20 protein-coding genes, 4 tRNA genes and 1 riboswitch are annotated in these 26,317 nt (G+C 32.7%); of the genes, 21 read left to right on the forward strand and 3 right to left on the reverse strand.

The window, feature by feature from the left end:
- The first annotated feature begins 20 nt into the window (after positions 1–20).
- On the forward strand, positions 21–989 hold the full coding sequence (locus CS873_RS02490; RefSeq protein WP_099974312.1) for a DUF916 domain-containing protein: 969 nt from the start codon (positions 21–23) through the stop codon (positions 987–989).
- A 26-nt stretch (positions 990–1,015) separates the two neighbouring features.
- Here the strand turns inward: CS873_RS02490 and CS873_RS02495 are convergent, their stop codons facing one another.
- On the reverse strand, positions 1,016–2,509 hold the full coding sequence (locus CS873_RS02495) for a helix-turn-helix domain-containing protein (protein ID WP_099974313.1): 1,494 nt from the start codon (positions 2,507–2,509) through the stop codon (positions 1,016–1,018).
- A gap of 96 nt (positions 2,510–2,605) precedes the next feature.
- Positions 2,606–2,779, forward strand: a riboswitch (Lysine riboswitch).
- Between the two features lie 93 nt (positions 2,780–2,872).
- On the opposite strand from CS873_RS02495, the gene CS873_RS02500 reads away from it, so the two are divergent.
- The 5 genes from CS873_RS02500 (at position 2,873) to CS873_RS02520 (ending at position 6,872) form a co-directional block, all read left to right on the forward strand.
- On the forward strand, positions 2,873–4,399 hold the full coding sequence (locus tag CS873_RS02500) for an amino acid permease (RefSeq protein ID WP_099974314.1): 1,527 nt from the start codon (positions 2,873–2,875) through the stop codon (positions 4,397–4,399).
- Between the two features lie 282 nt (positions 4,400–4,681).
- Positions 4,682–5,971, forward strand: coding sequence for a serine--tRNA ligase (gene serS, locus CS873_RS02505; RefSeq protein WP_099974315.1), 1,290 nt, complete (start codon positions 4,682–4,684; stop codon positions 5,969–5,971).
- 69 nt (positions 5,972–6,040) lie between these two features.
- A tRNA-Asn gene (locus tag CS873_RS02510) sits at positions 6,041–6,113 on the forward strand.
- Positions 6,114–6,197: 84 nt separating this feature from the next.
- Positions 6,198–6,270: transfer RNA gene (locus CS873_RS02515), tRNA-Thr, on the forward strand.
- 224 nt (positions 6,271–6,494) lie between these two features.
- Positions 6,495–6,872 (forward strand): hypothetical protein, encoded by a 378-nt coding sequence (locus CS873_RS02520; protein WP_099974316.1) that lies wholly within the window; start codon positions 6,495–6,497, stop codon positions 6,870–6,872.
- A 268-nt stretch (positions 6,873–7,140) separates the two neighbouring features.
- Here CS873_RS02520 and CS873_RS02530 read toward each other — a convergent pair whose 3' ends face one another.
- A complete protein-coding gene (locus CS873_RS02530; RefSeq protein WP_099974318.1) occupies positions 7,141–7,578 on the reverse strand; it encodes a hypothetical protein in 438 nt (145 codons plus the stop codon).
- A 461-nt stretch (positions 7,579–8,039) separates the two neighbouring features.
- Between CS873_RS02530 and CS873_RS08095 the strand changes: the two genes are divergently transcribed.
- From CS873_RS08095 to CS873_RS02580, 10 genes are all read left to right on the forward strand, one after another.
- Positions 8,040–8,621 carry a DUF443 family protein gene (locus CS873_RS08095; RefSeq protein ID WP_245823087.1) on the forward strand — a complete coding sequence of 194 codons (582 nt, stop codon included), beginning with the start codon at positions 8,040–8,042 and terminating at the stop codon, positions 8,619–8,621.
- Between the two features lie 180 nt (positions 8,622–8,801).
- A complete protein-coding gene (locus tag CS873_RS02540) occupies positions 8,802–10,133 on the forward strand; it encodes an FAD-dependent oxidoreductase (protein WP_099974320.1) in 1,332 nt (443 codons plus the stop codon).
- Positions 10,134–10,497: 364 nt separating this feature from the next.
- Positions 10,498–13,047, forward strand: a complete 2,550-nt coding sequence (locus CS873_RS02545; protein ID WP_099974321.1) for a YfhO family protein — start codon at positions 10,498–10,500, stop codon at positions 13,045–13,047.
- Between the two features lie 85 nt (positions 13,048–13,132).
- Positions 13,133–13,852 carry an MIP/aquaporin family protein gene (locus CS873_RS02550; protein ID WP_099974322.1) on the forward strand — a complete coding sequence of 240 codons (720 nt, stop codon included), beginning with the start codon at positions 13,133–13,135 and terminating at the stop codon, positions 13,850–13,852.
- Positions 13,853–13,909: 57 nt separating this feature from the next.
- A complete protein-coding gene (glpK, locus tag CS873_RS02555; RefSeq protein WP_099974323.1) occupies positions 13,910–15,409 on the forward strand; it encodes a glycerol kinase GlpK in 1,500 nt (499 codons plus the stop codon).
- 151 nt (positions 15,410–15,560) lie between these two features.
- On the forward strand, positions 15,561–17,036 hold the full coding sequence (locus tag CS873_RS02560) for a peptide MFS transporter (RefSeq protein ID WP_099974324.1): 1,476 nt from the start codon (positions 15,561–15,563) through the stop codon (positions 17,034–17,036).
- 92 nt (positions 17,037–17,128) lie between these two features.
- Positions 17,129–17,211: transfer RNA gene (locus CS873_RS02565), tRNA-Tyr, on the forward strand.
- Positions 17,212–17,215: 4 nt separating this feature from the next.
- Positions 17,216–17,287: transfer RNA gene (locus CS873_RS02570), tRNA-Gln, on the forward strand.
- A 68-nt stretch (positions 17,288–17,355) separates the two neighbouring features.
- The gene (locus tag CS873_RS02575) at positions 17,356–18,057 is read left to right on the forward strand and encodes a GntR family transcriptional regulator (protein ID WP_099974325.1); all 702 of its coding nucleotides are present in this window, start codon (positions 17,356–17,358) and stop codon (positions 18,055–18,057) included.
- Between the two features lie 61 nt (positions 18,058–18,118).
- On the forward strand, positions 18,119–19,507 hold the full coding sequence (locus tag CS873_RS02580) for an O-antigen ligase family protein (protein WP_099974326.1): 1,389 nt from the start codon (positions 18,119–18,121) through the stop codon (positions 19,505–19,507).
- Positions 19,508–19,536: 29 nt separating this feature from the next.
- On the opposite strand, the gene CS873_RS02585 is transcribed toward CS873_RS02580, so the two are convergent.
- Positions 19,537–20,268, reverse strand: coding sequence for a WecB/TagA/CpsF family glycosyltransferase (locus tag CS873_RS02585; protein ID WP_099974327.1), 732 nt, complete (start codon positions 20,266–20,268; stop codon positions 19,537–19,539).
- A gap of 62 nt (positions 20,269–20,330) precedes the next feature.
- Here CS873_RS02585 and CS873_RS02590 point away from each other — a divergent pair, with 62 nt between their 5' ends.
- The 5 genes from CS873_RS02590 to CS873_RS02610 all read left to right on the forward strand — a co-directional run bounded on the left by CS873_RS02590 (position 20,331) and on the right by CS873_RS02610 (position 26,313).
- Positions 20,331–21,404: a glycosyltransferase gene (locus CS873_RS02590; RefSeq protein WP_099974328.1), complete on the forward strand. Its 1,074-nt coding sequence runs from the start codon at positions 20,331–20,333 to the stop codon at positions 21,402–21,404.
- Positions 21,405–21,450: 46 nt separating this feature from the next.
- Positions 21,451–22,923: a nicotinate phosphoribosyltransferase gene (locus tag CS873_RS02595; protein WP_099974329.1), complete on the forward strand. Its 1,473-nt coding sequence runs from the start codon at positions 21,451–21,453 to the stop codon at positions 22,921–22,923.
- 2 nt (positions 22,924–22,925) lie between these two features.
- Positions 22,926–23,744, forward strand: a complete 819-nt coding sequence (gene nadE / locus CS873_RS02600) for an NAD(+) synthase (RefSeq protein ID WP_099974330.1) — start codon at positions 22,926–22,928, stop codon at positions 23,742–23,744.
- 144 nt (positions 23,745–23,888) lie between these two features.
- Positions 23,889–25,355 carry a glycosyltransferase family 39 protein gene (locus CS873_RS02605; RefSeq protein WP_099974331.1) on the forward strand — a complete coding sequence of 489 codons (1,467 nt, stop codon included), beginning with the start codon at positions 23,889–23,891 and terminating at the stop codon, positions 25,353–25,355.
- Positions 25,351–26,313 (forward strand): glycosyltransferase family 2 protein, encoded by a 963-nt coding sequence (locus CS873_RS02610; protein WP_099975327.1) that lies wholly within the window; start codon positions 25,351–25,353, stop codon positions 26,311–26,313. The genes CS873_RS02605 and CS873_RS02610 overlap by 5 nt, the downstream gene beginning before the upstream one ends.
- Positions 26,314–26,317: the final 4 nt, after the last annotated feature.

Below are 26,317 nucleotides of genomic sequence, written 5' to 3' on the forward strand. Positions count from 1 at the left end.
TCAGAATACAGGAGTCTAAAATGAAAAGAGCGGCAGTCATTATATTATCGTTAGTATCATTTTTTGCGATAATTTTTATAAAACCTACATCTGTTCAAGCTGAAATACAGAACATCAATGTCACTCCTTTGGTTGGAGATTCTGATATTACTGACAGATTTGAGTTGATTGTAAAACCTTGTGAAACCAGAGAAATAAAAGTATCTGTAAGTAATTTTGAAAATAATAATGTCAAAATAAAACTTCAACCTACTAATGCTACTACATCTGAAGATGGAAAAATTGCCTTCACTGATATGACTAAAAAAGGTGATTTTGGTCTAAAATATGCATTTGCAGATATGACAAAAGCTAAGACTATTGAATTAGGTCCTCAAGAAACAAAAGATGTAGCTTTTAAAATTAAAATACCAAATGAAAAATTCTCCGGTGTGATAATCGGTGGTTTCAATGTCTTTAATGTGAATAAACCTAACCAGGCGCATTCAGACGTTCCTGTTTGGCTGACAGAGAGCAATGAGTCTATCGGTGGGATACTAAAAATCCACTCCTTAGGATTACAAGTTATTGATAGTCAGCCGAATATTATTTTGAATCTATCTAACACCCAACCAGGGATGATGAAAAATTTGATTATCCATGGAACTATTAAAAGAGAATCGTGGCTGGACAAAATTGGGCTAGGGGATAAGGAACAAGAGACTGATCAAAAATATCCACAAGTTGCACCTAATTCTCGAATTCCACTCGTGTTCAATCAGTCACAGTCACCTATAAAGGCTGGTAAATACCATGTTCAAGCCGAGGCTAGATCGGGCAAGGCTGCTTGGAAATTTGAACATGAGTACACGATATCACCAAAACAAGCTCAGGAAATCAATAATAAGAGTAAAGATTTGGTCTACGATAAAACATGGACATATGTCATGTTAGCAGGTGTTCTTTTAGTCATAGTAGTATTTGTTTTTTGGTTATTGTTTGCTAACTAAATAAAAAAAGGTAAGTCATTTATGACTTACCTTTTTTTATTTTCATATTGTATATCGTCAATTCTCTTTAATAGCCAGAAGTAATCAAGTCTGGTTGATTGAAGATTCCAAGAGAGTATCTTGACATTTTTAGGATATTTCTTGAGCTCTTCTTCAGTTGGAAAAATATCCAACGTCGTTAAAATTAAATCAACGTCTTCGAATTCATTATAATTTGCTAGTTCTACATAACTAGTCATAGTGATATTTCTGAGTAATTCGGATTCTGTAGTACTTCCGGAGTCAACTATTAGTTTAACCTTGATTTTATCGGATTTAGGAATAGCATTGATATAACTAGGTAAGACTTGTGTTAGGACATGACTAATTGTATCAACTGAGTTAGATATTCCTAGAAATTCATCATGATCAATCCCTTTTATAAAATCAGATATAAATTTATAGAGTGAAGTATATGCGCTAACGCTGTCATCACCTTCACTGAAATTTTGCCAGCTAGTTACAGAACTATCAGACATAATGTAAAAGAATTCAAATATTCTAGCGGTGTATTCCTTTAAATAATTTATGGTATCTATATCGGTGGAAATACTCACGCGGACATTAATTTTATACTTGCCTAGCAAGCTGTCGATAAATGAATCAACTAATCCCTTTATCTTTTCTGATGAAATATCGTAGATACTGAAAATCTTATAGTCATCATCACTAGTGGATCTTGATCTAAAGTTTAGATTATTGAAGACACTTAGGAATTTATTTTCATTTATAATATCTGAAGGAGAAATCAATGGGTAATCACTCTGTAAAATTATATCGTCTCCAATTGGGTAATTATCGAATATTTCTTTGTATGAATTCATATTATCAAGGTTGTTTTTTTTGATTAATCTCATACGAGAAATAGCAACTAGATATTTCATTTGAATGAATGTAACAGGATTAACAATTTGTTCTGATCTATGTAAAATTTGCTCAATATTAGCTTCGTTTACAATATCAAATGGCCAAATTTCTCCGTGAAAAATTCGCCAGTAAATCAAATATGCGACCCATCGAATGCGCTTTTCATCGCCACTGATTTCTAATGTGGAATTAGAAATCTTCAGATCGAATCCTTTAAGCATTTTTCGTAGACCAGCCATTTTTCTATTTAAAGTAGACTTACTTGTAAAATGTAAAGTACTAAAATTATCAAAGCTCGGTTTACTTGTGGACATCCCATAATTAAATGCTTGGAAAACAACAGAGTCTTCAATTAAGAACAACCTATATTTATTAATTGAAATATTGTCAAAATCTATATCTTCAATTTTGTTATTTGCGACATCAAGTTTTTCATCCATAATCATCAAATCTTGGATTAATGATTGAAAAATATTGTATGTTTTTTGGTATGTAAAGTCTAGTTCTATACTGATGTTATTTAAATTAAGTTCATGTTCTGGCAAGGACTTAATGACAGTTAGCATCTTGTATTTTTCGACTTCAGGTCTTCCTAAAAATACTTCTTCTAACATAATTTCCCCTATATAAATTAAATTTGTTATAGATTTATTATACTATACCAATTTATAATTACTTGATTGCTTTAATATTTTTTAATATAATGAACGTAATTAGATAGAGGCGCGAATTTTATTAGTAGCAAATTTGAGTATGTAGGGTACTTTGACAATTTGCAAAAGGGAAATTTGCCGAAATGTTGTAAAGCCTACGGTTGCAACGTTGGGCTGCTGCTTAACAGGTAGTGGACTGTCGCAATGTGTTTGCGGTGAGCTATTGAATATTTCGGTTGATTGAATATATCAGTGAATCCTTAATAATCAGTAGTTTCCTTCTGATTTATTAAGGATTTTTTGAATTCGGATAGGGGAAACGTGATGGATAATAATAATGAAATGGAGAAGAGTCTGAAGACTAGACATCTCTCGATGATTGCTTTAGGGGGTTCTATTGGAACTGGTCTATTTGTTGCTAGTGGTAGTTCAATATCTACTGCTGGGCCAGGTGGTGCTTTGGTAGCATACTCTGCAATTGGTATAATGGTCTACTTTTTGATGACCAGTTTAGGAGAAATGGCTACTTACATGCCAGTATCTGGTTCATTTTCAACGTACGCTACTGAGTTTATTGATCCTGCATTAGGATTCTCATTGGGTTGGAATTACTGGTTTAACTGGGCCATTACACTCGCAGTTGATCTCTCGACAATTTCAATTGTTTTAAAATATTGGTTCCCGATGTGGGAAACTTGGAAAATTAGTTTTGTATTTTTGATTTTACTTTTGGTTATAAATTTCATTTCTGTTAAATCATTTGGAGAAACGGAGTATATACTATCATCTATTAAAGTTATTGCAGTAATTGTATTCTTGATTTTTGGTATTTTAACTATTCTTGGAATTTTAGGTAAGAGTCCGGTAAATCCAGGAATGGGTATGGGTCCACATCATATGGGACCTCACGGACCTCGGGAATTAACGCAACCTATACATGGTTTGAGTAATTACTTTATAGGAGATGCTCCTTTTGTTGGTGGTTGGCCTGCTATATTTAGTGTATTTGTTATCGCAGGATTTTCTTTCCAAGGAACAGAATTGGTAGGTATTACTGCCGGAGAATCTGCAACACCGGAAAAGAGTATACCAAAAGCAATCAAACAAGTATTTTGGAGAATTCTTTTATTCTATATTCTTTCTATTGCAGTTATTGGAGCTATTATTCCTTATACAAGTCCTAATTTATTAGGATCTGGTGCTGGAGATATTGCTATCAGTCCATTTACTATTGTTTTCCAGAGAGTTGGTATTCCTCTTGCTGCGGGTATTATGAATGCTGTTATTCTAACATCAGTTGTATCTGCAGCTAACTCAGGACTTTACGCTGCAAGTAGAATGCTTTGGTCAATGAGTAAGACTGATATGGCACCAAAAATCTTCTCTAGGACTAATAATCACGGTGTGCCAGTATTTGCATTGCTACTAACTGCCATTATTGGTGGTGCAGCACTTCTAACTAGTTTATTCGGAGACGGTTTCTACGGAATACTAGTCGCTGCCAGTGGACTAACAGGATTTATAGCTTGGTTAGGAATAGCATTTTCACATTATAGATTTAGAAAAGCTTATTTAAATAAGGGTTATAAAATAGATGATTTGAAGTATCATGCTAAGTGGTTCCCACTTGGTCCAATACTAGCTATTATTTTGGGAATTATTATTATTTTTGCTCAAGATATTCCTTCAATAATTCACTTCGATTTTGTTAAACTAATTGTAAGTTACAGTGGTCTTATCCTATTATTTGTATTTTGGATTTATTACAAATTAAGATACAAAACTAAATACTTAAAATTAGATGATATTGATGTTGAAAAAATAAGAGAACAACATATACATAATAGTTGAATTTATCAAACGAATCTTATAACATAATTTGTAGATAATATTACGCTTAAAGTGTACCTATAATGAGCCTTTCAGAGAGACGATAACTGGTGAGAATCGTTAAGGCTTAACAACTTCTAGTACACTAGCGACAGGTAATGCTGTCCGGGTTCAATCCGTTATAGTTGACTAGAGTGTGGTAAATATTTTATTTACTGAATTTGGGTGGCACCGCGAATGACTGATTCGTCCCATTATTGGGACAAGTCAGTCTTTTTTTTATATTTTAGGAGGAAATTTTAAATGTTAGATATAAAAGTCATTAGAAATAATCCAGATTGGGCAAAACAAAAACTTGAATCACGTGGTGTTAAACCAGAAGAGATTGACGAAGTAATAGGTTTAGACCAAAAAAGACGTGATATATTAGTTCAAGTTGAAGATCTAAAAGGAAAACGTAATACTGTATCTCAAGCCATTGCTGAGAAGAAACGTAATAAAGAAAACGCTGATAATGAAATTGCAGATATGCAAAAGGTCGGTAGTGACATCAAAGCGTTGGATTCTGATTTACAAGAGACAGAAGATAAGATGAATTATATCTTAGTACGATTGCCTAACTTTCCGGATGATTCTGTTCCTGTTGGCCCAGACGAAAGTTTTAATGTTGAATCACGTAAGGTAGGTAAAATTCCAGAACTTGGTTTCACTCCTAAAAATCACTGGGAAATTGGTGAAGATTTGGGAATCCTTGATTTCGAACAAGCTGCTAAAGTTTCAGGAGCAAGATTTGTTTATTATGTAGGGATGGGTGCTCGATTAGAGAGAGCTATCTATAACTTTATGTTGGATCAACATCAACAAGAAGGCTATACAGAAATGATTACACCATACTTGGTTAATGACCAAGCAATGTTTGGAACAAGTCAATTTCCAAAATTTAGAGAAGATGTATACACAGTTGAAGTAGATGAAAATCCACTGACATTGATACCTACTGCTGAAGTTCCATTGACAAATTATTTTGCTAGTAAAATTTTGTCAGAAGATGAACTACCAAAATATGTTACTGCAATTTCACCAAGTTTCCGTTCAGAAGCAGGTTCAGCAGGTCGAGATACTCGCGGATTGATAAGAATGCACCAATTCAATAAAGTAGAAATGGTAAAAGTTTCTAAACCTGAAAATTCTTATAACGAATTAGAAAAAATGGTTGGCGATGCTGAAAATATTCTACAAAAATTGGGACTTGCATATCATGTTATAACTTTGGCTAGTGGGGATGCTAGTTTCTCATCAGCTAAAACATACGATTTGGAAGTATGGTTACCTGCACAAGACAGATATCGTGAAATCTCAAGTTGTTCTAACTGTTTAGACTTCCAAGCTCGTCGTGCCCAAATACGTTATCGTGATGAAAATGGTAAAACTCAATTAGTTCATACTCTAAATGGTTCTGGATTGGCTGTAGGACGTACCGTTGCAGCTATTTTGGAAAATTACCAAAACGAAGACGGCTCAGTTACAATCCCAGAAGTACTAGTACCATATATGGGTGGAGTAACAAAAATTACAAAAGAAAACGCAATTTAGTTTAAAATATCTTGACGATAATTTCTGTCATTGATAAAATTTAATGGTTCCTTAGTGAACTATTATTATTCCGGTTTAGCTCAGTTGGTAGAGCGTCTGACTGTTAATCAGGATGTCGTCAGTTCGAGTCTGACAACCGGAGTACAAATAAATCTACCTACTTTTGTAGGTAGATTTATTATTTACATAGATTATAAAAAATAATACAATAACTGATGTGCTGTTCGCCGTCTTAGCTCAGTTGGTAGAGCAACGGTATCGTAAACCGTGGGTCGCAGGTTCGACTCCTGTAGACGGCATAAGATTAAAACTAATTCAGTAAATAAAAACGTCTTATTCTATTTGTTGAATAAGACGTTTTATTTTGGAGAAAAAATGAAGAATAAAAAATTCCACTTTGAGATGATGTTAGGTCTAGATGAAAATAATAAAGTTGAAGTTCAAAGTTGTATCTATAGTCTTGAATTAACAGACTACATAGAGAGTAATAAATAAATTCAAAGCAGTTAGGGGAATTTAATCATTGGGATATTTTACACGATATTTTTTAGCAGATGATAGCAAGAATAATTGTAGATACATATATGATATGCGACACAAAAAAATTCTAGTATATAAGATACCTACAAAAATGACTAAAAGTGCTCAGTATGTATTTATTGCACTAGTAATTTTAGGTATTTTTTTAGAGAGCGGATATATGATGATAAATGCTATATTCAGATTAGGTAGTAATCCCTGGGCTAGGTATAGTAATCAAATAACGATTTTTATTATAGTAGCTGGTATTTTAGTAGCGCCTCTGTATCACTTATGGTTTGAAAATGGATTTGAGAGAGCTGGGGAAATTGATTTTAAAATAAATGATGATGAACCTTATAGCTTCTTTTATAGAGTTTAAAAATCAATGGTATTTTGATAATGACGAAAAAACTCGTATGAATTATTTGAGAAAAGCCTATAAAAATTACTTTTTAAAAGGAATTTTAGGTTCTACTGTATTTTTTTTGATCGGTATATATCTTATATATGATTCAGAATCGATGTTAAAAACTATGGCATGCACTGTAATTGATGTATTTATATTATCTATCGTTTTATATTTGGCTATTTATACTGTTAAAAAAGTTAACTTAATAACAAAATATGTATTCAAAGAATAGTTGCATCTAATAGATAGTAAGATCAGAGTTAGAAATATTTAATTGAAGCATGTCATCAAGTGAAGTAACCATTCTTCTATTATCACTTTCTAATAAAATATACTTATTTTTAGATTTGTTACTCTGTGTGAAAGTTGCTTGATTTTTATCATTTATTTCAACCTTAAAAGTTATGTCGTCTTTACCACTGCCGGTGATGCGTAGATTACTGTAGTTTTCTTCGATAGTTTTTAATAATTCTGCGTTACCATATACTGTTATTAGTGCGATGTCTTTATTGATTGATGACTTTGGCTTATTATAATTATCAAATCCGTATAAAAATAATATGCTATATTGATAATCCATAGCAATGTAACCTGTACTGGTCATATTATACTTACCGTAATATACCGTGTCACGAAATGTCTGACCTGGAGGACTACTGTCAGGGTATAATGGCAATTCTACGTATCCTGCCGAATCTCCGAAAGTGTTAGAATCTCTTAATACAAATGTTCCATCTTCATAAAAATGCAGATACCCACCTTCATATTGGCTATAAATAAAACCTAAATCTTTTCCAATTAGTTGTTTAACGTTGTCAGTTTTAATCTGTTTAGAATCTTTGAACGGTAAATAATATTTAGATACCGGTTCTTCTTCAGTTTCTGAGGAAGAATCGGTATTAATTTTTGTCTCTTTATGATTTTCATTGTTATTTTTTACTGTTGAGTGTTTAGGGCTACAACCGGTGATATTAATGGCGGTTATTATACTGAAGATGTATTTAATTTAACAAATTAAGGATAAACAATGGAAAAAAATTAGATAACTTTACATATGTACCTGTAGCTCAAAATAATCCAGGAATAGTTACAATTAAATCTGATGATATTAATTTAAAGGTTTTCACATTGATACCGTTGATACCAACAGTTTTTTTCTTTATATCTTGGCTCTTACCCAGAAAAGCTAAAGTAATAAGTACTAATGTTCCTAATGTAGATATTAAAAAAAGTAGTATAAGTACTTACACATATGGAGCTATAGGATCGATTATAGGTATATATTTGTCCAAGCTTGTTCTAACTATATCCTCACCTCAAACAACTTTATATATCTTTATGTTAATTTATGTATTGATAATAGTAATGATAAGAGTTATTACTGCTTTTATATTAAAGAAAAAATTTGCTAAACAAGAAGGTAAATTAGTTAGCGTAAAATTACGTCCCAAACTTATGAATAAGGAATTTTGGGGTGGATTTATTGCAGTATTTATTGTTAATTTAGTCATGATATTTCTAATTTGGTTTGGAATAGATATTCTTATAAGTTATGGAAATGTCATTTTGTTTTTAATGTCTACAGTTGCTTATGTAATTATTTTCTTTTATAGCTTTTTCTGGTATTTTCCATATATGTCTATTTCTCAATATACTAGCTATAATGGGGAACTGGGAGATCTTATTGACAAGTACTTTTATATTTCTATAGAGGACTAATTTTAAAAACCTCTACCCCATAAGGGTAGAGGTTTTTATTTATCAAAAATTCAACAATATAAACAAACTAAATTTACATTTATCAAAAATCCGAAAATTATAAATAAAACTATTGTGTTCTCGATATGTGAGTGTTAAATTTTATATATAAATAAAAAATTCACAAAGAAGGTGAATGTTATGAAGGTTAGCATTATTGGATGTACACACGCGGGAACATTTTCAGCAATGAATATACTAAAGGAACATCCTGATTGGGAAGTTTCTGTATTTGAAAGAAATGACAACTTATCATTTTTATCATGTGGTATTGCTTTATGGGTAAGTGATAGAGTATCAGATCCTAATAAGATGTTTTACTCAAGTCCAGAGGACTTGTCACAACTTGGAGCACACATGTACATGGGACATGATGTAACGGATATCAATTTTGATAATAAAAAACTTAATGTTACAAATTTAACAACTGGTGAAAAATTTGAACAAGAATATGATAAGTTGGTCATTACAACTGGATCAGCACCTATAGTTCCTAATATCCCAGGTATTGATTCTGATAGAGTATTCTTATGTAAAAATTGGGAAAATGCCAAAGAATTGAAAGATAATGCTCCTAAAATTAAGAGTGCTATTGTAATTGGTGCTGGATATATCGGTGCTGAATTGGCAGAAGGATATTCTACCTTAGGTAAAGAAACTACTCTAATCGATGCTCTACCTAATGTTCTTGCAAAAAACTTTGATGAAAATATGTCTAAAATTGCAGAACAAGATTTTAAAGATCATGGTGTGAAGCTTGGAATGAGCGAAAAAGTTGTTTCATTTGAGGACAATGGAGATTCAGTAAAAGTTATCACTGATAAAAGCGAATACACTGCTGATATAGCTGTCATGTGTGTTGGTTTTAAACCTAATACTGATATGTTCAAAGATAATTTTGAAACACTTGATAATGGTGCTTTGATTGTTGATAAGTACATGCATACAAGTAAACCTGATGTATTTTCTGCTGGAGATGCAGCATCGGTCCACTATAATCCTACAAATAATAACCAATACATTCCGCTTGCAACTAATTCAGTACGCCAGGGAATTCTAGTTGGAAAAAATATTGAAAAAGATGTTGTTCCTTATATAGGTACACAATCAAGTTCTGCTGTTGAACTATTTGGAAGAACATACGCTGCTTCTGGATTAACAGCAGTTCACGCTAATATTTTAAATAAAAAGGTTGATTCTATTACATACGAGGACAACTATCGTCCAGAATTTATGCTTACCACTGAAAAGGTAACTATAAACCTTATATGGGATCCTGAAACTAGAGAAATACTAGGGGGAGCATTGACAAGTATGTATGATGTTTCTCAATCAGCTAACTTAATTTCATTAGCCATTCAAAAGAAAGTAACTATTGATGAACTAGCTATGGTTGATTTTCTATTCCAACCAAACTTTGATAAACCTATAAATTATGTCAGTGCAGCAGCAATTGCTGCTAGTGAGAAATAAAAAAAGATCAGCCATTAGGCTGATCTTTTTTGTTGAGTAAAATAAAAATCACTTTTGATATTCTCAAAAGTGATTTGGGGTTTTAGTGTCGGATTAAGTAATATACATATTGGGGTATGTTATTATTTAAAATTTGGAATTAAATGCGGGGGGGTTAACTAAATCCATGGGGTTGAACTTAGTTAAAACATTCTTAATCCTTAGCACAAAACCTATTATAGAACAGATGAATGTAAAAATCGATCATAATTCAAAAAAAATCTATTTTCTTTTGAATTATATAAAAAATAAATATTTTTATCTTCTGTATGTTTTACTATAGTTTGATATTATTATAGTTAACTATTAACGCTTGAGGGTAATTATGAAGAATATAAGAAACTGGCTATACTATCTAGGAGCATTTTTTATAAATGCTATATTAATATCCATAATTTTTGCTATTTCTGGAATGGCACCTTTTGGACATTCTAGTTTTTTGACTAGTGATTTAGGAACACAATACATAATGTTTCTGACTGAGTTTAGACGTCAGTTAACTCAAGGAAATGTACATTTATACTTATTTAGTCTCTCCCTTGGAGACAATTTTTTCCCAATATTAAGCTATTATTTATTATCACCATTTAATGTTATTTTGACATTCTTTAGTGCAGGTAATGTTCCTGTGGCAGCAAATGTTATTATAATGGCCAAAATCTCCACAATGGGTATTACCATGGCCTATTTTTTGAAGAAGTACTTTAATAATAATTCTTACTTCAATTATCTATTTACAGTAGCCTACAGTTTCTGTGGTTTCGTAGCAACATATTTCTATGATTTGATGTGGCTAGATGCCTTGATTATGTTACCGTTAATCGCCGTTGCACTATTAAATTTAGTGAAACGTGATAAGTTCATAATGTATTATGTAGTCTTGCTAGTTTCTATAATTGTTAACTATTATCTTGGCTATATGCTATGTATCTTCTCACTTTGTTTCTTTATCTATTTATTTATTGAAAACAATGTTTGGCAAAGTGATCGTAGAAAAAAAGTTATACGCAATTTTGCAGTGACTTCAATCTTATCAGGATTGAGTTCAGCTGTAATTCTTGTTCCTACTCTTTTTGGAATGATGAAAACGGCAAAAGGAACTTTCAATATTGGGTACTATCTTCCAACTCCAAGGTTTGGTTTAGAAGCTTTGACTCAATTTGGAATTGGGGCAAATAATTTTAATCAAAGATTAGTTCATGGTCCTGCAATATTTATGACTTCTACAGTTTTGATTTTAGTTATTGCTTATTTCTTTAGCAATAATATAGAAGCAAAAGACAAAAAGAATTCATTTATATTAATATTCTTCCTATTTATAACAATGATAGTGACCATTTTTAATACAATTTGGCATATGTTCCAAAATCCGGCAGGATTTCCGTTTAGAGATAGTTTTATCTTTTCTTTTATCTGTATTTTCATTGCATATAAGAGTTTTAATGCAGGAGTGTATAAAGAGAAAGAGGCAATACTAAGAGCTTCTGTAATCGCGGTTTTAGCCCTATTAGTTGGTTACGCTGTTGAACTAGCTATTCCTAAGTTGCTAACAAAGATGTATTTCATATCAGAAGGTAATTCTAACCATATTAGATATCTGATTCTATCCTTAATAACATTTATACTTTCTGGATTCCTTATTTACCTAATAGGTAAGAATAAAAAATTTGGATATTTATTATTTGCAGTGATAGCCTTCGAAGTTATAGCTAACTTTAATTCGGTTTTGGGGAATGCGCCATTAGGCAACCAAACTGAATATAGCAATGCTTTCAATAAAGAAGAAAAATATTTCCAATCAATTGAAAAGCAACGTTCTACTGCACAAAGAACAATGATTACGCAATCTGGACTAAATGAAGTCTTTACTGAAAATTATAATAACTACAATGACCCAATAATGTTTAATGTAAATGGAATTAGTCTATATAGTTCAACATTGAACCAAGATACTATGGAGTTTTTGAATAATTTGGGATTCTTCTCAAAGAATGTCCGACGCATTGGTAATCGTGGAGGAACTAAATTTTCAACATCAATATTAGGAATTCATGACAGAGTTACTGTCAAAAAAGGTAAACAAGTACTAATTAATAATCCTTACTCTCCAGGTTTAGGTTACTTAGTAGATAGCAAGATTAAAGATTATAAGATGAGTAAAGGTAAACCATTTAATAATCAAAATAGTTTGTATCAACATATGACGGGTAATAAAGATACTTTGTTTTCATCAGCTATAATGACAAATTATCAACAGACCACATCTCATGGGAAAAATAATTTTACCTATGAAATTACTCCACAAGATGATGGTCCACTATATTTCTACCGAAAACCACTGTCATACGTGGGAATTAGTATTACTGTAAACGGTAAAAGAGTGGGTAAAGGCTCACAAATGAATAAAGCTACAATCATGTACTTGGGTAAATTTAAAGCAGATGAGAAGGTTAAAATTAAGATTCGTACAAAGTATAGTTTGTTTGCGGATCCGACGTATTTCCAAACTTTAGATATGAATAAATTTTCTCAATTTGCTGATACTTTGAAAAATAATTCTTTAGATGTTCAGTCTGATCTAAATCATGATAAGATTGCTGGAACAATCACAGCAGATAAGGATTCTACATTGTTAGTATCTGTTCCCTATGACAAGGGGTGGTCAGCTTATGACAATGGTAAAAAAGTACCAGTACAAAAATCAGCTGATAGTTTGTCATCGATAGATATTTCCAAAGGAAAGCATAATATATCGTTTAATTACTCAGTACCAGGTCTGAAATTAGGCTGGTTGGTCTCACTAATTTCATTAATTTTATTTATCGGATATGCGATATTTATTAAATTTTTAAAAAAAGGTCCAAATAATGCCTAAAAATTATGTATAATTAATACTTGTGCTGAAATTTATTTAGTAACAATTGAATTTTATAATTCAAAATTATATTAAGGAGTACATAATGGGCTATAGTTTACCTATTCAACTTCTAGGAGAATTCCTAGGTACATTAGTTATGGTTACACTTGGTAATGGTGTAATTTCAGGACATATCTTGAACAAATCAAAGGCCAAAGGTGACGGTTGGGTTGCTATCTCAATCGGCTGGGGTCTTGCAGTAATGATCGGTGTTTACTGTGTAAGTTACATCAGTCCTGGACTATTAAATCCTGCCGTTACAATTGGTATGGCAGTTGCAGGCTCACTTGAATGGAGTAATGTTATCCCGTTCATCGGAGCACAAATTTTAGGAGCATTCTGTGGTGCTATTTTAGTATGGCTAAACTACATGCCTCACTGGAAAGAAACAAAAGATGCTGAAGAAATCAGAACTTGTTTCTCAACTGTTCCTGCTATTCGTCACTTCCCATCTAATTTCTTGAGTGAATTTATTGGTACAGTAATTTTGATGTTTACTGTACTTGCATTCTCAAGATCAAGCTTTTCTGCAGGTCTTGCACCAGTAGTTACAGGTATGTTGATCATGGCTGTTGTCTTCTCAATGGGTGGTACAACAGGCTATGCAATCAATCCTGCACGTGATTTGGGACCAAGAATTGCACATCAAATTTTACCAATTGCTAACAAGGGTACATCTGACTGGTCATACAGTTGGGTTCCTGTATTTGCACCAATTTGTGGTGCGGTAGTTGCGGCATTGCTATTTACAGCGCTTCCATAGTACAATGAAAAAGACAGAAATGTCTTTTTTTTGTACTTTAAATTAGGAGGATTAATAATGGGGAATGAATATATTTTGTCAATTGATGAAGGTACCACAACTACCAGAGCTATTATCTTCGATCATGACGGCAATAAAATAGTTTCTTCTAGAAGAACTATTGATGCGATTTTGCCCAATCCAGGCTGGGTTGAGCAAGATCCTAATCAAATTTGGAATGCGGTTCAATCAACAATTGCAATGTCATTGATTGAATCTGGGGTTAAACCTGACGAAATCAAATCTATTGGTATCGCCAATCAACGTGAAACTACGGTTATTTGGGACAAAGAAACCGGAAAACCTATTTATAATGCAATTGTCTGGCAAAGTCGCCAAACAGCAGATCTTGCAAATAAAATAAATAGTGAAGATTTGAAAATTATTCGAAATAAAACAGGTTTGGTTGTTAGTCCATATTTTTCAGCAACAAAGATTCGTTTTATATTAGACACTGTGCCAGGAGCTCAGGAAAAAGCTGAGGCTGGTCAACTGATGTTTGGGACAATCAATACTTGGTTATTGTGGAAATTAACTGATGGTAAGAGTTTCAAAACAGATGTTTCTAATGCTAGTCGTACAATGTTATTTAATATTGATACATTGGATTGGGATGATGACTTACTAAAAATGTTTAACATTCCTAAGGCAATGATGCCAGAAGTAACATCAAATTCTGAAATTTTTGGTTACTCAGAAAATAATCAATTTTATGGTGCTACTGTTCCTATTTCAGGAATGATGGGATCACAACAAGCTTCATTATTCGGGCAAATGGCGTTTGAACCAGGTATGGTGAAAAACACTTATGGTACAGGTGCTTTTGCTGTTATGAATACTGGTACAACTAAAGCTATTTCTGATAATAGATTATTAACTACTGTTGCTTATAAAATAGGTGATAAAGTTAATTATGCGCTAGAAGGTAGTATCTTTGTTGCCGGTGCAGCTTTGCAATGGTTACAAGATGAAATGGAATTAATTAAATCATCAGAACAATCATCAGAGATGGCTCAAAATTCAGAAAATCAAAACGAAGTTTATGTTGTACCTTCATTTTCAGGATTAGGTGCTCCATATTGGGATGATTTGGCTCGTGGAGCGATTTTTGGACTTACACGTGGTACAACAGACGCTGATTTAGTAAAAGCAACTCTACAATCAATTGCTTACCAATCTAAAGATATCATCGAAACAATGAGTTCTGATTCAAATATTCCTATTCAATCAATTCGTGTTGATGGATCCGCTTCTCAAAATGAATATTTGATGCAATTCCAATCAGATATTCTAGGTATTCCAATTCAAAAATCAAATGAAATGGAAACTACTTCTCTTGGAGCAGCTTTCATGGCAGGGTTGGCTGTTGGATTCTGGAAAGATTTGGACGAAATTAGAACAGTATTTAAACATGGTGAAGAATATGTTCCTACTATGAAAGAAGATCAAAGAGATGATCTTTATTTTGGATGGAAAAATGCAGTTGAAGCAACAATGATGTTTAAACACACAAAATAATATTAAATAAGAATCTTTTCTTTAAAAGATTCTTATTTTTTTTTGCTGTTATATCAACGGTAAGTAAAGAAAAATTAAAAAAACTTTGACATGAAAGAATAATCCTATTAATATAATTACATTGTGTTTTATATTATGAGGAGAATTATTGATGGATAACAAAAAAGAAAGAAAGTTCCTTGGTCAGCCATTGGGACTTCGTACTTTATTCTTAACTGAATTCTGGGAAAGATTCAGTTATTACGGTATGCGTGCGATCTTAATTTACTATATGTACACTGCTGTAAAAGATGGTGGTTTGGGCATGAGCCAAACTACTGCTGCTTCAATTATGGCCATTTATGGTTCGTTGGTTTATATGACGTCAGTTCTTGGTGGTTTTTTGAGTGACCGAATTTTTGGTACAAGAAGAACTGTCTTCTGGGGTGGGGTTTTGATCATGCTTGGTCATATCGTACTTTCATTACCAATCGCTACTGCTGGTTTATTTGGATCAATTATTTTGATCACTATTGGTACAGGTATGTTGAAACCCAACGTTTCTGAAATGGTTGGTGGATTATATACCGCTGATGACCCACGTCGTGATTCAGGATTTAGTATCTATGTAATGGGAATCAACTTAGGATCACTAATTGCACCGATAGCAGTTGGTGGTGTTCAATCAGCTTATAATTATCATGCTGGATTCTCATTGGCAGCTATTGGTATGTTCTTTGGATTAATCGTTTACTTGATTGATGGTAGAAAATACCTAAGTAAAGCAAGCCTTGTTGCCCCAGATCCTCTTGAAGGTGAAGAAAAAACAAGATTTATTAAGCGACTTGTTTACTCATTAATTGCTGTAGCAATTATTGTTGTACTATTGATTCTTACAAAAAACTTTAATATAGAAAATGTTATTACTTTAATTTCAATCTTGGGTGTTGTTTTACCAATTGCCTACTTCGTTCTTATGTTAAGGAGTGACAAAGTTACTAAGATTGAAAAATCACGTGTTCGTGCATATATTCCTATGTTCATTATTGCCGTTATTTTTTGGGCAATTGAAGAACAAGGATCAGTTGTGTTAGCACTATTTGCTGCTAATCAAACACAGCTACAGTTTGGAACATTCAATATTAACCCTGCGAACTTCCAGTTATTTAATCCTTTATTCATAACAATCTATTCTCCAATTTTTGCCTTCTTATGGACAAAACTTGGTAAAAGACAACCCTCTTCACCAACTAAATTTTGGATGGGTCTTATGATAGCTGGTATATCATACTTATTTATCTCTATCCCACTTATTGGATTGGGCAAGAACGAATTAGTTAATCCTGTATGGTTAGTTGCTACTTGGGCAATAATGATGATAGGTGAGTTGTTGATTTCTCCAGTTGGAATGTCAACAACAACAAAACTTGCACCTAAAGCTTTTTCTTCTCAAATGATGAGTATGTGGTTCTTGGCAGATGCTGCCGGACAAGCAATAAATGCGCAAATTGTTAAATACTTTGACGCTGGTAATCCTAAGAACGAAATAATCTTCTTTACTAGTGTTGGTACTGTTGCAATTGTATTCTCAATCGTGTTGATTTTCTTGGTACCTATGATTAAGAGACAAATGCAAGGTGTAAATTAAATTTGTAATATTACATTAAAATTAAAATGTCTTTTGAAACTTGAATTTGTTACAGATGTTCTGTAATATAATTTAGGTCAAAAGACATATATGGAGGGGTAGCGAAGTTTGGCTAAACGCGGCGGACTGTAAATCCGCTCCTTCGGGTTCGGAGGTTCGAATCCTCTCCCCTCCATTATTGGGCTATAGCCAAGCGGTAAGGCAACGGACTTTGACTCCGTCATGCGCTGGTTCGAATCCAGCTAGCCCAATATACAAAGGACCGATATCATCGGTCCTTTTTCTATATTGGCAATCGTTTATTTAAGGAGATTTGTATATGAAAGTTCCAATTTATATCCAAATTCATAATCAAATTAAAGAGCAAATTGAAAAAGGTAAGTGGGATGTTGGTGAACGTATACCTTCGGAAAGACAACTTGCTGATGATTTTGGTGTAAGTAGAATGACTCTCCGTCAAGCGGTTCAAACATTGGTTGATGAAGGAATACTTCAACGACAAGTAGGTTCAGGTACGTATGTTTCAAGTAGTAAGGTTCAAGAGAAGATGAGCGGAACTACTAGTTTTACTGAATTGACTGAAGAACAGGGTAAAAAACCTTCCAGTACAACAGTTTCATATCATTTTGTAGATCCCACGGTGAGTGAGATGGAACAACTTAATTTGAACGAAGGTGATTTAGTGTTGCGAATGGAAAGAATTCGTTACGCCGATGAGCAACCAATTTGTTTTGAAGTAACAACTATTCCTGTTGATTTAATCAAAGATTTAAGCAAAGAAGATATTACTTCATCGTTATATAAAGCTCTTGAAACTAAGGCAAACTACAAGCTAGGAAATGCGAAGCAAACTGTCTCTTCAATGCTAGCCTCTGAAAAAATTGCGACACTATTAAATGTTAAAAGAGGCTCTGCCATTCTTAGACTCCGTCAAATTACTGAGCTAGAAGATGGAAGACCCTTCGAATATGTTAGATCTCAGTATGCTGGAGATAGATTTGAGTTTTATCTAGAGAGATAAATACGTAATTTTGCTAAAATAATAGTATAATCAATTACAAACTACTTAATGGGAGTCACTTATGCAGAGTTTTATTAAAAGATATAGTATCTTTTTGATGATATTTATAGCCATACAGCCGGTTCTTGATTCTGTTACTGGTTTAATGGCAAGAATGCACATGGATGTAACTTTTGGTGTTGTTATACGTATGATAGTTATGGCAATATCTGCAGTTTTTATTTTAATTTATTTGTTAATGAATAGGGATAATAAAAAAGGTTTTTTGATTATCGGATATTTTGTAATACTGGCGTTGGTATCAGTAATAAGTCTTATAATAAATTATAAAACTAAAAAAGTATTCATAGTCTCTGAAGAAGTTCAGGCTCTAGCTAAAAGTTTGTATTATCCAATCATGCTAGTAACATATTACTTTGCATTTGAAGAACTTATAAGAGATAGAACTGTCAATAGATATTTTCCAAAGGTAATCTTTATTGCGGGTAATATTATCAGTATTATTATGATAATTGCTCACTTTACCCATACAGGATTTAGCTCATATTCATATTATAATCTTGGGGAAAGTGGCTGGTTCTATGCTGCTAATGAATTAAGTGCCTTTGTTTCAATTATGTTCCCAATAATGCTTTGGTATGCATTGAAAAAAGTTAATTCATGGTCAAAATGGTATTACTGGATTTCAGTAGTAATTGCTCTTTATTCAGCACTCCTAATTGGTACTAAGGGTTCATTTATAGCTATTCTTTTGGGTCTTGGTATTGCAATAATTGCAGCAATTGTCCAAAGATTCCAAAATGGCGGATCAAAGAAATTACAAAGTGGTATGATTCTTCTTTTGATTCTTACATTTGTAGGAGTAGGAGTTTCATATCCACAAATGGCTGTTTCTAGAACAAATGAACTGCACAATGAAATGTTGAAGTATCGTAAGAAAGCTGGAAAAAAGAAGCTTACATCTGAACAAGAAAGATACGTAAAAACTAATAAGTTTGTATCTTATATCTTTAGTGGACGTACGATATATTTTGAAGATGCTGCAAATCATTTTTCTAAAGCTACTCCTGCCCAAAAGACATTTGGAATGGGATATGCAACTAACTACAAGAATGCCAAGAAGGCAAAATTGGTCGAAATGGACTACGTTGATATTTTCTTCCAGTTTGGTATTTTAGGTTCTATAATCTATATGTTGCCGTTAATCTATAGTTTAATCATGCTTATTATCTTGTTCTTCAGTAGATTTAAGCATATGTGGTCATATAAGTGGTCGATGTTGGTTGCTAGTGTCTGTTTAGGCTTTGGTATGGCAATGTTGACAGGTCACGTTATAGAGGCACCTTCTGTAAGTATTTACTTTGTATCGATTTTGGCATTTGCACTATATAACGCAAAACTTTATAGAGAAAAAAATGAAGATCCAATATCTATAGATGTTGAATCATAAATAAATAAAAAAAACATGTAGGAATTTTCCTACATGTTTTTTTTATTTTCTTGATTAATTAATCTCAAATATTTTGGGATAGCTAGCATTCTTATGAATCTTGAGGGTTCAATTGCAAAACGATAGAACCACTCTAATCCAAGCTTCTGAATAAGTTTAGGAGCTCTTTTCTTAGTACCAGAAAATACATCAAATGATCCTCCAATACCAATCCAGATAGCGTCACTTACATCTCGATGATTATTGATGAAAATTTCTTGTTTAGGTGATCCTAAGGCAACAAGAACAATATCTGGCTGTTTTTCTTTAATTTCGTCAACGATTTTTTGTTCATCTTTAAAGTAACCGTCATTGTAACCAACTAATTTTACGTTTGAAAATTCAGATTTAATTCTGTTAGCACTGGCAGTTATAACTTCATTGGTAGAACCTAGAATGTAAAGTTTTAGACCTTGTTTATTAGCTTCCTCTATCAAGAACATTGTTGTATCAAAACCAGTGATTCTTTCTGGTAGAGGGGTTCCTAATTTGTTGGCACCTTTGATTATTCCGATACCATCAGGGATAACGTAGTCAGCATTTTGGTTAATTATATTTTGAAAATTCTTGTCATCACGAGCATTTAAGACAATTTCAGGGTTAGGAGTTACGATAAAGCGATTATTTTTATTTTTTATATCATCAATTAGTTGTTGGTGGAATGATTCAACTGTAAAATTGTCAAAATAAGTTCCTAAAATATTTACTTTATTATTGTGCATATAATTCTCCTTTACGATATCATTTATTATACACAAGAAAGTTTAATGAGAGGTATAAATTCATGAGAGTATTACATATTAACGCTGGAAATGAAGACGGTGGAGCTCGTACATATATTATTAATTTGATGAAGGGCCAAAAAAATATTGGAGTTGATGCTACTCTGATGACATTTCAAGAAGGGCCAGTTTCTCAAATGGCTAGAGATAATGGCTTAGATGTTATTGTATTACCTCAGAAACAACGATTTGATTTGTCGATATTAAGTCGTATGAAAGATTATATTAATAAGAATAATTTTGATGTTGTTACTACTCATGGACCTAGAGCAAATTTTTTAGTATCTAGAATTTCTAAAAAAATATCAGCTAAATGGGCGATTACTGTCCATTCTGATCCTAGGATCGATTTTTCAGGATTAAAGGGCTCCATTATGATCAAGTTAAATATGAGCGCTCTAAAAAAAGCAGATTTTATTTTCTATATTAATCCTGATCTGGTTGAATATTTTGAAGACAATGGTATTAATCAAGATAATTTATTTGAAGTATTTAATGCAATTGAATTTAAAAATTTAGGAATTAAGCCTACTAAACAAAAGATATTTAGTATTTTGGAAGTTGCACGATTAGTTGAAATAAAAAATCATAGATTATTATTATTAGCATTGAGTAAAGTTAATTTTGATTCCAAGCTAACTTTAGTTGGTGACGGGCCAATGTTAGCAGAATTACAAGCATATTCTAAAGAATTGAATATCGCTGATAAGGTCGATTTTGCTGGATTCCACGAAAATACTGGTGACTACTATCAGTCAAATGACATTACTATTTTGACTTCAAAATCAGAAAGTTTGCCAGCAGTTTACTTTGAATCAGCACAATATGCACGTCCAGTTATTGCCACAAATGTTGGTGCTACATCAAAACTTATTAACAACAATAACGGATGGTTAGTTGAATCGGAAAACGTTGATGAATTGGTTGCAGCTTTGAATGATGCCTATGCTAGCTATCAAAATGGTACTTTAGATAATAAAGGATTTAAATTATTTGATGATGTAAAGAATAATTTCTCCATTGATAAATTAGCTCAAAAATTTGATCAAGGGTACAGTAAATTACTATCTAGATGATAAATGTTATAATAACAAGAAATAATTGTATTTAAAGGAAGATATGATGACCCAATACGAGCATTCTGATTTGACTCTACACACAGATTATTATGAATTAAATATGATGTACACATATTGGAAAAAGGGATTACATAAGAGAAATGCAGTCTTTGAATGTTATTTCAGAAATATACCCTTTGGTAATGGTTTTGCAGTTTTTGCAGGGCTTGAACATGTAGTTTCTTACCTAAAGAATCTTAAATTTACAGATTCAGATATTGACTACTTACGTGAATACGGTGAGTTTGATGAAGACTTTTTAAAATGGCTGAAAGATTTTAATTTTAGTTGTACCATTCGATCTGCTAAAGAGGGAGATCTGGTTTTCAATGAAGAACCAATCTTCCAAGTTGAGGGACCATTAGCACAGTGCCAACTGATTGAAACTGCTGTTTTGAACATTATCAATTATCAAACTTTGGTTGCTACTAAAGCGTCTCGTATTAAAGCAGTCAGTGGGACTGACCCTGTTTTAGAATTTGGATCACGCCGTGCACAAGAAATAGATGCAGCTATTTGGGGTAGTCGTGCCTCATACATCGCGGGATTTGATGCTACTAGTAATGTTTTGGCAGGTAAATTGTTTGGGATTCCAATTTCAGGAACACATGCACATGCTCTAGTTCAAACATATCAAGATGAATATGAAGCCTTTAATGCGTATGCTGAAACTCATAAAAATTGTGTATTTTTAGTTGATACTTATGACACTCTAAAGAGCGGTGTACCAACCGCTATTCGTGTAGCAAAAGAAATGGGTGACAAAATCAATTTTCAAGGTGTACGTATTGATTCTGGTGATATGGCATACATCTCAAAGCGTGTTAGGGAACAACTAGATGAAGCAGGATTTACAGATGCTAAAATTTATGCTTCTAATGACTTGGACGAAGATACTATCCAAAACTTGAAAATGCAGGGAGCTAAGATAGATGTTTGGGGTATTGGGACCAAAAATATCACAGCTTTTGATCAGCCAGCTCTTGGAGCCGTATACAAGCTTGTAAGTATTGAAGATGAAAAAGGCAATATGATGGATACTTTGAAGCTTTCAAGTAATGCTGCTAAAATTTCTACACCAGGTAAAAAACAGGTTTGGAGAATTACTAATAACCTGGAGGACGACAAATCCGAAGGGGACTATATTACATTTGGTAATGAAGATCCAAGAGATCACGAGTCGCTATTTATGTTCCATCCTCAATATACATATATCAATAAAACTGTTGAAGATTTCACTGCAACACCAGTACTACAAGATATTTATATAGATGGTAAATTGATTTATGATTTGCCAACAGTTAAAGAAATTAAAGAATATTGCGCTAAAAACTTGGATTCACTATGGGACGAGTATAAGCGAATTTTAAATCCACAAACATATCCAGTAGATTTGTCATCTAACTTGTATAGTCACAAAATGAAATATATCGAAAAAATTCGTAACTCTGTTAATAATATAAAATCAGGTGAATAATAATGAGACCTATGCAAAAAGAAATTATTGCTTATGAAAAGACACAACCAACTATTGATCCGGAAACTGAAATTCGCCGATCAATAGATTTTATAAAAAACTATCTAAAAAAGAATTCATTTCTCAAAACACTAGTTTTGGGAATTTCAGGTGGTCAAGATTCCACATTAGCTGGTAAACTTGCTGAAATCGCTATAACTGAATTACGTGAAGAGACTGGAGATTCTGAATATAAGTTCATTGCAATGCGATTACCATACGGAGAACAAGCTGACGAGTCAGATGCTATGGCAGCTATCGAATGGATGGAAGCGGATGAAACTGTACGTGTAAATATCAAGGAAAGCGTTGATGCAATGGTCAAAGCCATTGAAGTTAGCGGTTTGAATATGAGTGATTTTAACAAAGGAAATATCAAAGCTCGATCAAGAATGATCGCTCAGTTTGCTATAGCCGGAGATACAAAGGGTGTTGTCATTGGTACTGATCATGCAGCCGAAAATATTACTGGTTTCTATACTAAATATGGTGATGGAGCTGCAGATATTTTGCCATTGTTCCGTTTGGACAAGCGCCAAGGTCGATCAATGCTCGAAAAATTAAATGCTCCTTCATATCTATATGAAAAGACACCAACAGCTGATCTTGAAGAAGATCGCCCTTCATTACCAGATGATGTTGCCTTAGGGGTAGGTTATAAAGCAATTGATGATTATCTTGAAGGAAAAGATGTTTCTGAACATGACGCTGAAATTATAGAAAATTGGTATCAAAAGACATCTCACAAGAGAGATCAACCCTATACAGTTTTTGATATTTAAAGACATCGTAAGATGTCTTTTTTTATTTGGAAAAGGCAATCATTTAAGAAAGTATTTTAATTTATACAAATCACTGTTTATTAATAAAGATTTTCAATATAATTTTGTTAGTTACTGAAAATTGTAAGGTTAGGTATCAAGGGAATGTTAAAAAAAACTCAGAATATTATCAGCAATATTGTATTAGCTTGTCTTTTTTTATTTACAACAGCTGTTCTAGTGAGATCTGCACAATATCTGTATAAAGTTTATTTGACTACAACACCAAGAAACTATTGGATAGTTTTTATCTTTGCTATATTGGCAGTACTATTTGTTAGCTACTTTTTGTATAGAATAAGAATTGATTCTGTTTGGCTAAACTGGACAATAATAGGAATTATTCTGCTAATTTTTGTGGGAATTTCTATTTGGTGGTTAGGCTTTGTACCCAAACAGCAATTTAGTGATTTTGCAGGTTTTTGGTCAAATGCACCAGGAGCTTTAAAAGGCGAAAAATTATATTCTATGGATAATGATTACTTTGCTAAATGGGCATACCAAACGGGATTTTTAACATATGTAATGTTAGTTGTTAAAATTTTTGGTGCTCATATTTTAGCAATTCAGTTGTTAAATGTTTTTTATCAGGTAGTTATTCTGGTTCTGGTATATTTGTTGGTTATTGAAATCTTTGATAACATCAAAATGGCTAGAATTGCGACATTTATTTTGATGATTGATCTTGATTGGCTTGCTTTATCTAGTCAAACTAACAATCAATATATAGGAACAATGTTTTTCCTATTAACTTTTTACCTAATACTTAAAAATAAATATTGGAGCTATGCAGTTGCTGGTATAACTCTTGGAGTTGGTAGTGTTGTTCGGCCAATTGGCCCAGTTATTATTGCTGGAATCGTAGTATTTGTATTAATTTATCAGATGTTCAAAGATTCTAAGTTCGATTTGTCTTCACTCTATAAATTAGCTATTACCTTGCTACTATACTTAGTTATATTTAATGGTGCTTCAGCACTTATAAAATCAAGTGGACTAAATGAATATGGTTTATCCAATCGAGATTCAGAATGGAAATTTGTAGTTGGGTTAGATTATAATTCTGCGGGTGCATACGATTCTGTATTAGCTAGCCAATTTAATATGAAAGATAGCCGTGCAGAAATGGCTAAGCAAGAAAAGAGAATAGTAAAGCAAGAATCCAAGTGGTTGACCGATAATAACAAATGGTTGCCATTATTCTGGAATAAAAATGCAATTATGTGGTCCAAAAGATCTAACGCCACTGACTTTACTGGGTATTATGATAGTCATAAGTTAGAGACGATTAACTGGACTAATTATGTTGCGTATTTGGGAAGTATTTTGATAATTCTATTTTCATTTATTGGCTCTTTGCGCTTATTTAAATTAAGATATAATCATAAAGGGATGTACTTATTGATTTTGCCATTGATGGCATATGTTGTTATTGAGCTATTGATTGAAGTTCAAGGACGTTATCGTATAGAATTTGTGCCAGTCCTGGCTATTATAGCTAGTGTAGGTATTGAAGGTATTATACAGATTATAAAAAATAATTTGACCAGAAAAGAGAAACAAATTGATTAAATTAAGTATTGTCGTACCTTGTTATAACGAGGAAGAGGTCCTAGGAGAAACAACCAAGGAACTTAATGGTGTATATGAAAAACTACTAAATAGTCAAAAAATCAGTAGTGATAGTAAAATTGTTTATGTTGATGACGGGAGCAAGGATCAAACATGGCCAATGATTGAACAATTTTCAAGGGATTATCCTAATATTGCTGGCGTGAAGTTGAGCCGCAATTTTGGTCATCAAGGCGCTTTATTAGCGGGTATAGATTCTGTATATCGTGACTCTGATGCTGTTGTAACTATTGATGCTGATTTACAAGATGATGTAAATGCAATTATTGAGATGGTTGACGAGTTCGAAAAGGGCAATGAAGTAGTATATGGTGTCAGGAATAATCGTGATACGGATACAGCATTTAAAAGAAATACAGCAGAATTGTTTTATAAAATAATGGGTTGGCTGGGAGTCAAAATGGTTCCGGATTCTGCTGACTTTAGATTGATGAGCAAACGTGCTGTGGAAGTTCTTCTAAGTTATAAAGAACAAAACTTATTTTTACGTGGCATTGTTCCCATGGTGGGATTTAAATCTTCAAAAGTCTATTATGCTAGAAAAGAGAGATTTGCAGGAGAATCAAAATATCCACTACGTAAAATGGTAAAATTTGCTGTTGATGGAATTACTTCGTTTTCTATTGTTCCAATTAAGATGATCATGGGACTAGGATTTACAATTGTTATAATAAGTATCATATTATTAATCTATACAATCGTTAGCAAAGTAAGAGGACAAGTTGTTTCGGGCTGGTCATCTCTAATGATATCCATCTGGGCACTAGGCGGAGTACAATTGATTTGTATAAGTGTCATCGGTGAATATGTTGGTAAAATATTCAGTGAAGTAAAGAATCGTCCCCGCTATACAATTGAACGTGACATATATTTAGAAAAGAAAAACATGGAGAATTAAAAAA

Origin of the sequence: Companilactobacillus metriopterae (assembly GCF_002762335.1) — a bacterium.
Lineage (GTDB): Bacteria > Bacillota > Bacilli > Lactobacillales > Lactobacillaceae > Companilactobacillus > Companilactobacillus metriopterae.

Excerpts from the sequence above, each read along its gene's own strand:
- CS873_RS02490 (WP_099974312.1), top strand. The coding sequence starts at position 21 with ATGAAAAGAGCGGCAGTCATTATATTATCGTTAGTATCATTTTTTGCG.
- serS (WP_099974315.1), top strand. The coding sequence starts at position 4,682 with ATGTTAGATATAAAAGTCATTAGAAATAATCCAGATTGGGCAAAACAA.
- CS873_RS02575 (WP_099974325.1), top strand. The coding sequence starts at position 17,356 with ATGAAAGTTCCAATTTATATCCAAATTCATAATCAAATTAAAGAGCAA.
- nadE (WP_099974330.1), top strand. The coding sequence starts at position 22,926 with ATGAGACCTATGCAAAAAGAAATTATTGCTTATGAAAAGACACAACCA.
- CS873_RS02500 (WP_099974314.1), top strand. The coding sequence starts at position 2,873 with ATGGATAATAATAATGAAATGGAGAAGAGTCTGAAGACTAGACATCTC.
- CS873_RS02540 (WP_099974320.1), top strand. The coding sequence starts at position 8,802 with ATGAAGGTTAGCATTATTGGATGTACACACGCGGGAACATTTTCAGCA.
- CS873_RS02495 (WP_099974313.1), bottom strand. The coding sequence starts at position 2,509 with ATGTTAGAAGAAGTATTTTTAGGAAGACCTGAAGTCGAAAAATACAAG.
- CS873_RS02585 (WP_099974327.1), bottom strand. The coding sequence starts at position 20,268 with ATGCACAATAATAAAGTAAATATTTTAGGAACTTATTTTGACAATTTT.
- CS873_RS02590 (WP_099974328.1), top strand. The coding sequence starts at position 20,331 with ATGAGAGTATTACATATTAACGCTGGAAATGAAGACGGTGGAGCTCGT.
- CS873_RS02595 (WP_099974329.1), top strand. The coding sequence starts at position 21,451 with ATGACCCAATACGAGCATTCTGATTTGACTCTACACACAGATTATTAT.
- glpK (WP_099974323.1), top strand. The coding sequence starts at position 13,910 with ATGGGGAATGAATATATTTTGTCAATTGATGAAGGTACCACAACTACC.
- CS873_RS02550 (WP_099974322.1), top strand. The coding sequence starts at position 13,133 with ATGGGCTATAGTTTACCTATTCAACTTCTAGGAGAATTCCTAGGTACA.
- CS873_RS02545 (WP_099974321.1), top strand. The coding sequence starts at position 10,498 with ATGAAGAATATAAGAAACTGGCTATACTATCTAGGAGCATTTTTTATA.
- CS873_RS02605 (WP_099974331.1), top strand. The coding sequence starts at position 23,889 with ATGTTAAAAAAAACTCAGAATATTATCAGCAATATTGTATTAGCTTGT.
- CS873_RS02560 (WP_099974324.1), top strand. The coding sequence starts at position 15,561 with ATGGATAACAAAAAAGAAAGAAAGTTCCTTGGTCAGCCATTGGGACTT.
- CS873_RS02580 (WP_099974326.1), top strand. The coding sequence starts at position 18,119 with ATGCAGAGTTTTATTAAAAGATATAGTATCTTTTTGATGATATTTATA.